This window comes from Nocardia sp., from assembly GCF_025465275.1.
In the GTDB taxonomy this organism is placed as follows: Bacteria; Actinomycetota; Actinomycetes; order Mycobacteriales; family Mycobacteriaceae; genus Nocardia.
In genome coordinates this window covers 21,897-35,358 of the sequence record NZ_JAODNK010000204.1, presented here as the reverse complement: position 1 = coordinate 35,358, position 13,462 = coordinate 21,897, and the positions used below count along the sequence as shown (strand labels likewise).

The following is a 13,462-nucleotide window of genomic DNA, read 5'->3' as shown; positions in this document are numbered from 1 at the left end:
GCTTCAACGACGACGGCTCACTGCGCTTCCACACCGTGCGCTGGATTCAGGACGGCCGCTGGGAAGGCGGCATGCTCGGCGACCTGATCACCGTCAACGGCACGGTCCACCCCCGCGCGAACGTGGCCCGCGGGATGTACCGATTCCGCGCCCTCAATGCCTCCAGCTTCCGGCCGTACATCCTGTCGTTCAGCAACCAGGCCAAGTTCTGGATCGTCGGCAACGACGGCGGCCTGCTCGACCGAGCCGCCTATGTCGACAAGGCCGGGCTCCACCCCGGAGAACGACTCGACATCATCGCCGACTTCACCGGACTCGCCGCCGGCGAATCGGTCGACCTGCTGAACTCCTACGAGTTCCCCACCGGTCCCGCGCAAATCACTGGCGGACAGACGATCTCGAACCTGATCCGGTTCGTCGGCACCGGCGCCACGGGCTTCACCTCCGCACCACCGGCCGCACTGCGCGGCGGAGACAACCAGGCACCGGCGCTGCCGCCCATCCCGGCCTCCGATCGACGCCGCATCATCACTCTCAATATCGGACCCGCGGCGTCGTGGCCGCCATTCACCGAAAACATGAACAATCTCACCTACCACGACGAACCCATGCCGGACCCCCGGCAGGGCACCACCGAGATCTGGGAATTCGTCAACGTCTCCATCGACAACCACCCGATGCACATACACCTGGTCAATATGCGCATCCTCAACCGCCAATCCTTCGACATGGCAGGCTATCTCGCCGCGAATCCGCGGCCGGCGGTGGGAACCTACTGGGCTCCGGAACCGGATCGGTTCCTCACCGGAACGCCGCAACCGCCCGACCCGTGGGAGACCGGCGCCAAGGACACCGTCGTCGCCCCCACCGGCATGGTCACCCGGGTGTCGATCACCTTCCCCACCGCGGACGAGCTGGGATTCGATCCCGACGCGATGTTCAGCGTCGGCGGCATGGCCGGCATGGGAGGGATGGGCGGCACGATGGCGCAGGGTTACGTCTGGCACTGCCACCTCATCGACCACGAGGACGAATGCATGATGGCGCGTTACCGCCTGCACACCTGAAGAAGCCCGCTCGATGACGAAAGATATTGTTTCCATGCGATTTTCACGCGGTCGACACAGATCCCGCTCGCCCCTTACCTCGATCGCCAGAGCGGCCCTGACCCTGATGCTCGCCGTCCTGTCGCCGCTGGGGGCGACAGCGCTCGGCAATGACGTAAAGGCCTCGGCCGCATACAATCCGGATGGGCTGGATTTCTGGGTGGACTCCAGCATGGGTCCGATCAAATCCCGCATCTTCCGTGCCGCCGACGGCAACACAGATCGAGTGGTGTACGCCCTCGACGGTATGCGCGCCCGTGATGACCTCAACGGGTGGGAAATCGAAACCGACGTCGCCCGCCAGTTGACCGGCCAGAACATCAATGTGGTCATGCCCGTCGGCGGGCAATCGAGCTTCTACGCCGACTGGAACTCGGGCTCGAACTTCCTCGGCATATCACCCGGATCCGTGTCCTCCGCCAGCGCGTCGTCGGGTTCTGGTGCGTCGCAAGCACTTTCGGGCGGCCCCGGCAAGTCCTACACGTACAGGTGGGAGACCTTCCTGACCCAGGACCTGCGCAATGCGCTGCGCGATCGGCTGGGTTTCACCGCGAGTCGCAATGGCATCTTCGGACTGTCGATGGGTGGCAGCGCCGCACTGACCCTCGCCGCCTACCACCCCGACCAGTTCAGCTTCGCCGGGTCCTTCTCCGGCTACTTGAACATCTCCGCGCCCGCGATGCGCGATGCCATTCGGGTGGCCATGCTCGATGCCGGCGGGTACAACGTCGACTGCATGGCGCCCCTGTGGGATTCCAAGTGGCGGCGCATGGATCCATTCATATTCGCGCCCACGCTGATTCAGAAGAATATTCGGTTGTGGGTGTCCGCCGGCAGCGGCCTGCCCACCTCCGGCGACGGCGCAAATGTCAGCACCATGGAGGGCATGGCGCTGGAAGCACTGGCACTGGCGAACACCCGGGCATTCCAAGCACGTATGACTGTTCTCGGTGCAAAGAATGTCACCTACGATTTCCCGGCCTACGGTATCCACGCTTGGAACAACTGGCAGAACGAGGTCTCACGAATGCTCCCCGAACTGTCGGCGAATATCGGCTGACGAGCGGCGCATAGGCTTTCACAAGCAATGAACGGCAATATCGCGTAGTGGGCGCGGACCGCACCCACTACGCGATATTGACACTCAAAACTTGTAAGTGACTCCGGTCATCCGTTCGGATTCTTCCCACAGCCGCCTCGAAAGCTCCGTGTCCTTCGACAGCTCACTCGACGGCGAGGGTCCCACCGGGCCCCTGCTCCCGCCCCAACGAGTCGGGCCCCAGTAGATATCAGGATCGGCTCCGGGCATGGTCGCCGCAAACAGAGTCGAGTGGGCAGCATTGGCCGGAGAGTGACCGGTGATTCTGATAAGAGGTTTGATGATCCGATCCACGGGGGTCTCGGTCCGCGTGAAAAGATCGGTGGCCGACACACCCGGATGCACCGCGTAGGAACGCTTTTCGGAGCCCGCCACGGTGAGCCGCCGCTGCAATTCCCGGCCGAACATCAGATTCGCGAGCTTTGATTGGGCGTAGGACAGATTGCGCTGATAATCGCGGTTTTCGTGGTTCAGATCGTCGATCCACAGTTGTGGGGCCCGCCGGTGCGCAATGCTGGCCAGGCTCACCACCCGATCGCGCAGGCGATCGAGGAGCAGACCGGTCAGCGCGAAGTGCCCGAGATGGTTGACACCGAACTGAGTTTCGAATCCATCCTTGGTGCGCGAGAACGGAATATTCATCAGCCCGGCATTATTGACCAGCACATCGAAATCGCCGGTCCGGTCGGCGAACTCGCGCACCGACGCCAAATCGGCGAGATCGAGACGCTCGATACGAACGTCGCCCTCGATCATGGCAGCGATCGGCCACGCCCGTTCCGCATTTCGACAGGCCATGATAACCGTGCCACCTTTACGGGCGAGCATCGTGGTGGTCTCGATGCCGATGCCACCATTGGCGCCGGTGACGATGAATGTGCGTCCGGTCTGATCCGGTATTTCTTGCGGTGTCCATTCCATGCCTGCATCTTACTCTTGAGTAAGATGCGCCGGAAGGTCAATTCAATTTCTTATTCATCAAGTGTGCCATAGTTTTTCGGGCGACGCCGAACTCATCCCGGGCCACATTCAGGGTACGGGCCGCAGGCCGTCGAACAGGAGATCCGCGACGGCCCGGGCATTCTCCTCGAAGCGGTCCGGGTGCAGCCGAGCCGGGCCGAAGATCTGCTCCGTGAGGGCGCGGCTGGTGTACATCGCGGTGGTCCCCGACGTGATCATGTAGAACAGGGTCTCGACCGGAACCGCGCGCAGTTCGTTGCGCTCCACCGCCCGCGCGTACAGCGGCGCAAACCTGGCCACAGTCGGGCGAATGTAGTTGGCGCACAGGTAATCCAGTCGCTCACTCGACGTCGACGACTCGGCGTTGACCAGCCCCGTCAAGTCCGGGTTGTAGGCCGAGAACAATGCGAACGTATACAAGAAATCACGTAGCCGCTGTGTGTCGCTCACTGCACTGTCGACGATCGGGTTCAGTTTGCCGAGGATCCCCCCGAATCCCCAGTCCGCGCAGGCATACCAGAGCCGAGCCTTCGACCCGTAGCGCTGCGACAGCAAATTGTGACTGACGCCGAGTTCACCGGCGAGCGAGCGCAGCGAAACCGCCTCGTACCCATGCGTTGCGAAGGCGTGCAGCGCCGCGGCCAGCACGGTGTCGTCCGAGGCGACGGACTCGCCACGAGGCGGCCGCCCCCGCCCTCGGGTCGGAGTAGGTGATCCGGTCATTTCCGCATCGTATCGATCCCCTGGCGCCGGAAGCGCTCCACAGCCCACCCACACACCCGATTTCCGCGGCCGAGGCTCCAACCTCGAGTAATGCGATTCAGCTATAGTTCACCTGAACAATCTTGATTAGAATTAGACACAGCTGTCCCGTTCTGTTCGCCGAAAGGGAAACTTGCTATGCCGCCGTTCACCCGCCATCGCGCACTCGCGGTACTCGGAACCGTACTGATCGCCGCAGGGACCTGCCTTGCTGCCGGATGTTCCACCCGATCGGCGGGTAACGACGGAGGGTCCGGAAGCACCGCGACATCGCACCAGCCGCAGGCCGGCGATGCGACCGGCGGACAGGACACGGTCGCCGCCGACAAGGCCGGAATCCCTTGGGCGCCAGCAGGATCCGCCACCATCACACCCGGAATTCAGACCTACACCCAGGGCGCGGGGCAGTGCACCGCGAACTACGTGTTCGTCGACGGTGCCGGCACTGTCTACCTCGGTCAGGCCGCACACTGTGCGAGCTCCGGGCAGGCCGACCAGACCAACGGCTGCGCCGCGGCCAGCCTGGCGACCGGCACCTCGGTGGATTTCAACCGCGACGGTTCGCCGATATCGAACGGCACGACAATCGGCACCGGCCAACTGGTCTACAGCAGCTGGCTGACCATGCAGCAGAACGGCGAGACAGATAAGAACACCTGCGCCTACAACGATCTCGCCCTCGTGCGTATCGCCGCCGAGAACGTCGGCCAGGTCAACCCGAGCCTGCCGTACTGGGGCGGCCCCGCGGGGATCGACACGACCGGCCTGCTCCTCGGTGGCGCCGTCTACAGCTACGGCAACTCGAGCCTGCGCGGCGGATTCGCCGGCCTCTCCCCGCAATCGGGTCAAAGCAAACCCGACGACTCGGCGACCGGCGGCTGGACCCACGCCGTGATCTCACCGACCCCGGGGATCCCCGGCGACAGCGGCAGCGCCTACCTCGACCGCACCGGCAATGCGCTGGGCACCCTGTCGACACTGGGCATCTCCATTCCAGCCATCAATAACATCGGCGACATCAGCCACGAACTCGCCTATGCCCGAGCTCATTCCGGCATCTCGGGGCTCACGCTCGTGCTCGGCACCGAATCTTTCACCGCAAATCGCTGAGAGGACCGACCGGCCATGGCCATAACAACTCGGATCTGCTTGTGGACAGCCGCAACCACGTGCACGGTAATCATGACCAGCGGCTGCGGTAGCCACCGTAGCGACGCCGGCGCGACCGCGGCACCAACTACGACCAACACCTCGAACGAGCACTTGCTGCTGAGTTCGCAGGAATTCTCCTCCGGCGCAACAACAGTCGATCTGCCCAGGAACCAGGTCGCGGCGGGATTCAGTAACGCCACCGGCATCGCAAATACGAACAGCAACGGTCCCGTGACCGTGACGCCAGCGGAATGTGTTGGTGCACAACAAGATCTGGCGGCACAGCTGCAGACGCTGATACAGAACGCGTCCTTCGCCGGCGCCCAGACCGCTGACGGCACCGTGTTCACCGAGATCGTTTCCGGGAATGCGGCGGATCTCGCCAAGATCTCCGACATCGTCAACAGCTGCCAGCACATGACCGTAGCGGCCACCGTGCTCGGAAAGCAGCTCGCCGGCACCACCGTGACGATCGAAACCCTGTCTCTACCAGGCGAATCGGATGGAAACGGGGCCCTCGCCTACCACACCACCTCCCAGTCCGACATCGGCGGCCAGGCGATACCGACCAACTCCTACACCGGGTATGCGGTGGTCGGCAGTACGACGGTCGCGGTGCATACGGAAAACCTGACCGGCAAGACCGACGACAGCACGTTCGACCAGATCTTCGACTCCGCCGTGGCGAAGGTCCGCAGCGCCACGTAGCCGACATCCGTAGCAGCGCAGTGACTTCGAGGAAGGGCAGCATGTCCCGCTATCTGTATGCACTCGGCCGGATCGTCAGCCGTCGCCGCTGGTGGGTGCTCGGCGTCTGGGTGATCCTCGTCGCGGCCGCGATCGCGGCCGCGGTCGGCGCCGGCGGCAAGACGAACGACAACTTCACAGTGCCGGGCACCGAATCCCAGGACGCGGTCACCATGCTGCAGCAGCGCCTGCCGGCGTTCAGCGGGGCGCAGATGCAGGTGGTGTTCGCAACGAAGGGGACGACGAAGGTCACCGATTCCGGCCCCGGCGCGGGCATCTCGGCCGCGATGGCGAACCTGAAATCGGTGCCGCAGGTCGCCGCCACGATCGACCCGTTCCAGGCGAAGTCCGTGTCCCCGGACGGGCACGTCGCCCTGGGTACGGTGCAGTTCTCGGTGAACGCGGGTGAGGTGAACACCTCGACCCTCGATGCCGCCGAGCACGCTACCCAGCCCGCTCGCGATGCCGGACTGGACGTCGAGTACTCGGGTGGGGTGTATCCGGGTTTCGCGATGAGCATCCCCGAGACACCCGAGATCTTCGGTGTCCTAGCGGCATTCGTCATTCTACTGATCACCTTCGGAGCGGCCGTGGCCGCCGGACTGCCCATCGCGACCGCACTCATCGGCGTGGCCATCGGGGTCGCCGGCATCACCGGCATCGCGGCGTTCGTCGATGTGCCCTCCGCGGCACTGTCTCTCGGTCTGATGCTGGGCCTGTCGTGCGGCATCGATTACGCGCTGTTCGTCCTGTCCCGGCATCGCACCAATATCATGCTCGGACTCGCCCCGGAGGATTCCATCCCGCTGGCGGTCGGGACCGCGGGCAGCTCAGTGGTTTTCGCGGCCATCACGGTGATCATCGCGCTGTGTGGGCTGTCGATCGTCGGCATTCCGTTCCTGACGGTCATGGGGCTCACCGCGGCAGCCGTGGTGCTGGTGGCCATGCTGGTCGCGCTCACCCTGCTGCCCGCGCTGCTCGGGTTCGCCGGAACGACCGTCGCCCGCTTCGTCACCACCCCGTTGCGCCCCGGCCACCCCGAGAAGGTCGCCCGGACGGCGGCGCTGGAACCCGAGCGGACCAGTGGGCACGCCTGGGGACGTCTCGTCACCCGATTCCGAATTCCGGTGCTGGTCATCGGAATCGCGGTATTGGCGGTGCTGGCCGCGCCGGTCACCAGGATGGAACTCGGGCTGCCCAGTGGTGCCTCACAACCCACGTCGAACACCGCGCGCAAGGCCTACGACCTGATCAGCGCCTCGTTCGGCGCGGGATTCAACGGCCCGCTGCTCGCCGTGGTGGATGTCTCGCATACCACCGACCCGAGCGCCCTGGCCACCCTCGTCGACCGGCTGGCGGCCGAACCGGATGTCGCCGTGGCGCTGCCGTCGGTCAACGAGAACGGTGTCGCGCTGCTACAGGTGGTACCGAAGACCGGGCCCAACGAGGCCGCCACCGCCGACCTGGTCAACCGGATCCGCGACGACCGCGACCGCATCGAATCCGGTACCGACACAACCTATCTCATCGGCGGCACCACCGCCGCGAACATCGATACCTCGGACCGGCTCGGCCGCGCGCTGCCGCTGTTCCTGGCTGTCGTGATCGGCTTGGCGCTGATCCTGCTGACCATCGCCTTCCGCACCATCCTGGTGCCGATCACCTCCATCATCGGCTTCGTGGGATCGGTGTTCGCGGCCCTGGGCGTACAGGTCGCGGTATTCCAATGGGGCTGGGCTGCAGACCAACTCGGCGTCACACGCAGCGAGACCCTCAGCTTCCTGCCGATCATCGTGCTGGCCATCATCTTCGGGCTCTCCAGCGACTACCAGATCTTTGTCGTCTCACGCATCAAGGAGGAGCACACGCGCACATCCGACGCGCGCGCCTCGGTCGAGAACGGTGTCGCTCAGGCCGCCCGCGTGGTCACCGCGGCCGCCCTCATCATGTTCGCCGTCTTCGCGGCCTTCGTCACCGTCGACAACCCGATCATCAAACCCCTCGCCTTCACCCTCGCCATCGGCGTCCTACTCGACGCGTTCCTGGTGCGCCTGACCCTGATCCCCGCGATCATGGCCATCGTCGGCAATCGAATGTGGTACCACCCGAAATGGTTCGGCCGCTATGTCCCCGACCTCGACATCGAAGGCGCCACACTCGACGAGGAGCTCACCGGCACGCCGTAGCCGACCCTGTACCGCTTCTTCACCGACAAGTCCGAGTTGGCTTCCGCCATCGGCGATCGGGTACAGGATGCGGTCGATCAAGTCGTTCATCGGGGCATTGCCCCAGTTGTGGTCCTACCGCTACTCGGTGATGGGACGGTCAATGAGATCCTCGACCTCCATGGCGAGATCATGATCGAGCCAGCTCCAAAAACCAACTCGCAGCCCGGGCCGTGGTGCTCCGTAGAGCAGTGGTCAGGGCTGCTCGATCCGGCGGGAGGTGACCACGTCGTCGGAGTAGAGGGTGGTGTAGGAGACGGGAGTGCCGTCCTGCACAGCGTTCAGCAGCTTGCCGTCACCGGCGTAGATGCCGACATGGCCGCCGCCATTGGTGACGACGATATCGCCTGGCTGCAACTCCTCGTAGGCGACCGGAGCGCCGACGTTGGACTGCTCGAAGCTGGTGCGCGGCAGTTCGACTCCAGCCTGCTGGTAGGCCCATTGCACGAGACCGGAGCAGTCGAAACTGTACGGACCCGTAGCGCCCCAGGAGTAGTCCGCGCCCACCTTGGTTCGCGCGGACTCGAGGGCGATGCTGCCGGGCGACCTCGGCTTGTCCTGGGTGGCGGGCGGCTGGAACTGCTGAGGCAGGGCGGCCGCGCCGCCGATTCCGCCTTGGGTCCGCAGCGCCGTCTGCGCGTCCTTGACCGTCTGGTTGAACTGCCGAACCTGCGGCGCGAAATCGTCCGGCACATCATAGTTTCCGATGCCGGGGATCTCGACGGTGGCTGCCGAGGCGGTGATGGCCGGGAACACACCGGTAGTTGTCGCCGCCATCGCGCCCATGACAATGGCGCCCTTCGCAGAATTCGGAAGCCGAGCTTCCCGCTGCACACTGTGCTTACCCATTGAGCCACATCTCCGATCGTGCTGCTGGAACATCGCGGGCCGCCACTCCGTCGAAGAGTTTTCGCATCTGAGCAACCGACTGGCGAACTACGCTGTCCCTCCGGTCGACGGCGGCCCCCGCTTACCATAATTATACAGCTGTCCATTTTCTAGTCGACATGACGACCGTCATATCCGCGCTAGAGAGGACTTGCAAGTCACGTCCGAAAACGTTTGCGTGGCAACTGATCCCGCGCGGCCGCCATCGGCGATCTCTGAAAGATCGGTCAGGGTCGCGACGCGCCGATCGCTGCGGTACCCGGGTCGGCGAGATCGAGTGCGAGCCGGACACCACCGAGGGGGCTGTCGGTGAAACAGGCGCTGCCGTCGTGTAATTCGGCTTGCTGAGCCACCAGCGCCAGTCCCAGGCCCGAGCCGTCACGTGCGGCGCCGACTCCCCGGTAGAAGCGGGTGAACACCGCCTGGCGTTCGTGCTCGGGGATACCGGTGCCGTCGTCGTCGACGGTGAGTCGCACCTGGCCGGGGCGGCGCTCGGCGCGGATATCGATGCGGGTGGCGCGGCCGTGGCGGACGGCGTTGGTGATCGCGTTGTCCAGCGCCAGCCGGATCCCGGTGGGCGAGCACATCGCCTCGAGAGGAGGGGCGGTGCGGACCCGGAAGCGGATATCGGGGTGGAGTCGGGCGGCGTCGGCGACGGCGCGGTCGGCGATTTCGATGAGATCAGCGCGGACGTGGCGCTCGCTCTGGGCGAGCTCGCCGCGCGCCAGCAACTCCAGCGCGGTAATCGTCGCCTCGATGCCCGCTTGTTTGCGCAGCACATCGGTGAGGATCTCGGTGCGTTTCGTCGCGGGCAGCGCCAGGCCGTACATCACCTCGAGGTCGGTGCGCATCGCGGTCAGCGGCGTGCGCAACTCGTGGGCGGCGTGCGCGGAGAAGGTCCGCGCGGTCTCGAGTGCGGCGGCGGTCCGGTCTTGGGCCTGCGCGATGCGGTCGAGCATGGCCTCGATCGAGGCCGCGAGCTGGTTGGCCTCGCGGACGCCGCTGCGCACCGGGCGCCAGGTCGTGGTGCCGTCACCCAGGCGCTGGCTCAGTTCGACCAGCGGCGCGATCGCGGCACCGCCGAACAGCCAGCCCAGACCGGTCGCGACCGCAATCGCGCCGATACCGGCGAACAGGACCCGGCCCTGCTGGGCTCGGGTGATGGATTGGGCCATCTCGACGGGCGCGGCCACCGACACCGAGTAGGGGCCGATATCGGAGTTGGTGATGGTCGAGGTCTTGACCCGGTAGCCGATCTCGCCGACCTGCAGGGTGCGATATCCGTCGCTCAGCGGCGGCAGCCGGGTCGGGGTGCTCGCCAGGATGTCCGGCCCGCGGTGCAGGGTGATGGCGAACGCGCGGGCATCGCCGAGGCGGCCCAGGAACTGTTGGGCGGTGTCGGCGTTGAGCGCCACCAGTGCCGAGGCGGTGTCCAGTTGGCGGTCCAAGTGCTCGACGTTGTTACGCGCGATCACCACCGACATCGACACCGCGAACGCGGCCACCAGCACCGAGGCCCCCAGTGCCGCCGCGGCGGCCACCCGCGTCCGCAACGAGAACGCGCGCATTACCGCGGTTCTTCTCGCAGGACGTACCCGGCGGCCCGCACGGTGTGAATGAGCCGCGGACCACCATCGGCTTCCAATTTGCGGCGCAAATGGGCGATGAATACATCCACCAGATTTGTTCTGGTGGGAAAGTGATATCCCCACACCTTTTCCAGCAGTTGTTCGCGAGTCAGTACGGCACCGTGATTCGACGCCAGCGCAGTGAGCACGTTGTATTCGCGGCGGGTCAACTCGATCTCGACGCCGCCACACAGCACCCGGCGGCTGGTGAAGTCGATGTCCAACCGGCCGAGGGCGAACATGTTGCGGTCGGTGTGGCGATCACCGCGTGGGCGTCGCAGCAACGCCCGCAGTCGCGCGGTCAGCTCATCGAAGTGAAATGGTTTGACGAGGTAGTCGTCGGCGCCCGCCTCCAGTCCGCCGATCCGGTCGCCGACCTCGTTGCGGGCACTGAGCACACAGATGGGCACCGTGCTGCCGAAGGCGCGCAACGCGATGATGACCCCGATGCCATCCAGCTTCGGCATCTGTATATCCAGCACGATCGCGTCCGGGTCGCGCTCGCGGCACACGGTGATCGCCTCGGCGCCGTCGCCGGCCGAGCAGATGTCGAAGCCGGACAACATCAGCGCGCGTTCCAGCGACTCGCGCACGTTCGCGTCGTCGTCGACGACCATCACTTGATACCGCCCCTTCCCGTCCGTGTCGGTCGTCACAACAATTCTCCATTTCTCACGGTCAATCAATCCCAAGGTTATATATCGAGCCCCAGGCCAATACAGGGTGAAAGCGTGAGAAAACTATTAAGAAAGATTTATCTTTCCGAGATATGTCGATGATTTCCAGGATTGGGGTGGTTGTCGGGCTCGGCTGGATTGCCGGAGCGGCGGGCGGGCCAGAAGCGGCTGGCGTATTGGCCGCGGATACGGCTGAGGTCGGGCTCGTCCACGTCGGTGATGCCGACCTGGAGAAACAACAGCATGGTGGCCATGCTGACCGCGACGATCAGCGGGGTCAGTAGTTGGGATGCTTGGGCGCCGGAGGGCGCGGGCATGTTGTCGGCCACGTGGGCGTGCATGGCGAACATGCCGGTGTAGTGCATGCCGCACACCGCGACGCCCATGATCAACGCCGCGCTGATGGTGGCGATGATGCTGCTGACGCGCAAGGCGAACCAGAGGGCGGCGACGGCGGCGGAGACCGCGATCACGATGGACAGCAACACGATCCACGGGTCGTATCGGACGATGGCCTCGGTTTTCATGGCGCACATGCCCGAGTAGTGCATCGCGGCCACACCCAAGCCGGTGACGGTGCCGCCGGTGATCAAAGCGAAAACCTCACCGCGCCAGCGCATCACGATGTACAGGCCCAGCCACACGACTCCCATTGCTATAGCGGCGCTGAACAGGGTGATCGGCACGTTGTAGCGGATCGTGGTGTCCTGCACCGAAAAACCGAGCATCGCGATGAAATGCATGACCCAGATCCCGGTGCCGCCCAGGGCGATGGCCCCCGTCACGATCCAGCCGCCGTGGCCCTGCTGATTGCGGGCCCGCACCATGCAGCGCAGCGCAAGCAACGAGCCGACGACGGACATCAGATAGGCCAGTACAGGGGTGACCCACCCATAGGTGAATTGGTCGATTTTCAGCACGCGGACTCCTTGCCAGAAGGCTGAATATGACGGTTCGACGTTGAACGAGCCGAACGGTAAGCGACGTTTAACGAATACTCAGCAGAATTCTCAATGGATGAGTTCTTATCATTGTGAGTCCAGCCACAGAATGAGCCGATTAATTATCGACAGCGGGCTGGTCCGCTCCGCGCGGCGCATTCGAATGCTATCGGTGAGGTAGGCCCGCAAGCCATTCGATAAGGAGCCTGTTGACTTCGTCGGGGCGTTCCTGCTGAACCCAGTGCCCGCAATCGAGCAGGTGCACACCTCGGTTACCGGGCATCGTCTCGGGGAACGCCTTGGTGGCATCCAAGAGCGTCGTCGTGGTGGCGTCGAGTCTTCCCCCGATGAACAGCGAGGGCTGGGCGATCGGCTGGCCTGCGTATATCCGCAGGTCGCGCCAGTCATCCTCGCTGGCGCGGAATCGGTTGAGGGCGCCGGTAAAACCGGTGCGCTCAAACTCGAAGCTGTAGAACTCGAGGTCCTCCTCCGACAGGTATGCGGGCAGCGCGGACGGGAATCGTTCGCGCAGCGTGCCGCTACTGCGGTGACAAGCACCCGCGGACGGGAATCGAGCCAAGGTTGGGTATCTCCGGCCAACGCGGCATAGAAGCCGCGCAGCCAGCCATACACATCAGGTTCGATCTCGGCTTCGGCGGCGCCTGGGGTTCGGAAGTATGTCGTGTAGTGCTGCTGGCCGCCACCACTGAGATGCGCGAACGGGTCCGAGGGCAGGCCCGGCGTCGGTGGAATATAGGGGATCGAGAGGTGCGCTACCGCTCGGAACATCTCCGGCCGGACGAGCGTAGCGGTTGTGGCGATGGCCGCACCCCAGTCATGGCCGACGATGACGGCCTGGTCCTCGCACAGCGCCGTCACGGTGACGGCCAGTTCGTCGACCAGTTCGAGCAGTCGGTAGCCGGCGATGTCGGACGGCTATGAGGAGCGGCCGTAGCTGCGCACATCGACGGCGATCGTGCGGTACCCGGCCGCCGCGAGTGCGGGCAACTGGTGACGCCATGAATACCAGGATTCGGGGAAGCCGTGCACCAGGACCACCAACGGACCTCGGCCTTGTTCGACGAGGTGAACACGGCCGACGGGGCCGGAAACGATCTTGTGGACCAACTGTGTGCCGGACCAGGTGATCGTCATCGGAGATCCTCTCGGTGTGCGAACCGCTACGGCGCCGAATCGACTGGTTGGCAACGAGATTCGAGAAATGGTGCTGGCCGCGGCGCAACTCGGACGTCGGTGTGGGCGAAGTGCCGAGCTCG

Annotated in this window: 13 protein-coding genes; 5 read left to right on the top strand and 8 right to left on the bottom strand. The window is 64.7% G+C overall.

All coding sequences use genetic code 11. The features are described 5' to 3' along the window. Nucleotides 1–1,067: multicopper oxidase family protein (locus JWN03_RS41645; RefSeq protein ID WP_297627738.1), on the top strand; the 1,067-nt coding region annotated here is incomplete at its 5' end. Nucleotides 1,068–1,101: 34 nt separating this feature from the next. Beyond that, nucleotides 1,102–2,166, top strand: coding sequence for an alpha/beta hydrolase (locus JWN03_RS41640; RefSeq protein ID WP_441343162.1), 1,065 nt, complete (start codon nucleotides 1,102–1,104; stop codon nucleotides 2,164–2,166). 84 nt (nucleotides 2,167–2,250) lie between these two features. Here JWN03_RS41640 and JWN03_RS41635 read toward each other — a convergent pair whose 3' ends face one another. Next, a complete protein-coding gene (locus tag JWN03_RS41635) occupies nucleotides 2,251–3,126 on the bottom strand; it encodes an oxidoreductase (RefSeq protein WP_297627732.1) in 876 nt (291 codons plus the stop codon). Between the two features lie 108 nt (nucleotides 3,127–3,234). After that, the gene (locus JWN03_RS41630; RefSeq protein ID WP_297627729.1) at nucleotides 3,235–3,888 is read right to left on the bottom strand and encodes a TetR/AcrR family transcriptional regulator; all 654 of its coding nucleotides are present in this window, start codon (nucleotides 3,886–3,888) and stop codon (nucleotides 3,235–3,237) included. Between the two features lie 177 nt (nucleotides 3,889–4,065). Between JWN03_RS41630 and JWN03_RS41625 the strand changes: the two genes are divergently transcribed. The 3 genes from JWN03_RS41625 (at nucleotide 4,066) to JWN03_RS41615 (ending at nucleotide 8,012) form a co-directional block, all read left to right on the top strand. Beyond that, nucleotides 4,066–5,037 carry a hypothetical protein gene (locus tag JWN03_RS41625; protein WP_297627726.1) on the top strand — a complete coding sequence of 324 codons (972 nt, stop codon included), beginning with the start codon at nucleotides 4,066–4,068 and terminating at the stop codon, nucleotides 5,035–5,037. A gap of 273 nt (nucleotides 5,038–5,310) precedes the next feature. Further along, entirely contained in the window at nucleotides 5,311–5,787 is a 477-nt protein-coding gene (locus JWN03_RS41620) for a hypothetical protein (RefSeq protein ID WP_297627723.1), read from the top strand. Between the two features lie 41 nt (nucleotides 5,788–5,828). Beyond that, nucleotides 5,829–8,012, top strand: coding sequence for an MMPL family transporter (locus JWN03_RS41615; RefSeq protein ID WP_297627719.1), 2,184 nt, complete (start codon nucleotides 5,829–5,831; stop codon nucleotides 8,010–8,012). 234 nt (nucleotides 8,013–8,246) lie between these two features. Here the strand turns inward: JWN03_RS41615 and JWN03_RS41610 are convergent, their stop codons facing one another. The 6 genes from JWN03_RS41610 to JWN03_RS41585 all read right to left on the bottom strand — a co-directional run bounded on the left by JWN03_RS41610 (nucleotide 8,247) and on the right by JWN03_RS41585 (nucleotide 13,340). After that, nucleotides 8,247–8,900, bottom strand: a complete 654-nt coding sequence (locus tag JWN03_RS41610; protein WP_297627716.1) for a C40 family peptidase — start codon at nucleotides 8,898–8,900, stop codon at nucleotides 8,247–8,249. Nucleotides 8,901–9,166: 266 nt separating this feature from the next. Then, nucleotides 9,167–10,507, bottom strand: coding sequence for a sensor histidine kinase (locus JWN03_RS41605; protein ID WP_297627713.1), 1,341 nt, complete (start codon nucleotides 10,505–10,507; stop codon nucleotides 9,167–9,169). After that, nucleotides 10,507–11,184 carry a response regulator transcription factor gene (locus JWN03_RS41600; protein ID WP_297627745.1) on the bottom strand — a complete coding sequence of 226 codons (678 nt, stop codon included), beginning with the start codon at nucleotides 11,182–11,184 and terminating at the stop codon, nucleotides 10,507–10,509. Before JWN03_RS41600 ends, JWN03_RS41605 begins: the two co-directional genes overlap by 1 nt. A gap of 137 nt (nucleotides 11,185–11,321) precedes the next feature. After that, on the bottom strand, nucleotides 11,322–12,164 hold the full coding sequence (locus tag JWN03_RS41595; RefSeq protein ID WP_297627711.1) for an MHYT domain-containing protein: 843 nt from the start codon (nucleotides 12,162–12,164) through the stop codon (nucleotides 11,322–11,324). Nucleotides 12,165–12,351: 187 nt separating this feature from the next. Then, on the bottom strand, nucleotides 12,352–12,765 hold the full coding sequence (locus JWN03_RS41590) for an alpha/beta fold hydrolase (RefSeq protein ID WP_297627708.1): 414 nt from the start codon (nucleotides 12,763–12,765) through the stop codon (nucleotides 12,352–12,354). Between the two features lie 356 nt (nucleotides 12,766–13,121). Next, nucleotides 13,122–13,340 (bottom strand): alpha/beta fold hydrolase, encoded by a 219-nt coding sequence (locus tag JWN03_RS41585; RefSeq protein ID WP_297627705.1) that lies wholly within the window; start codon nucleotides 13,338–13,340, stop codon nucleotides 13,122–13,124. Nucleotides 13,341–13,462 lie beyond the last annotated feature (122 nt).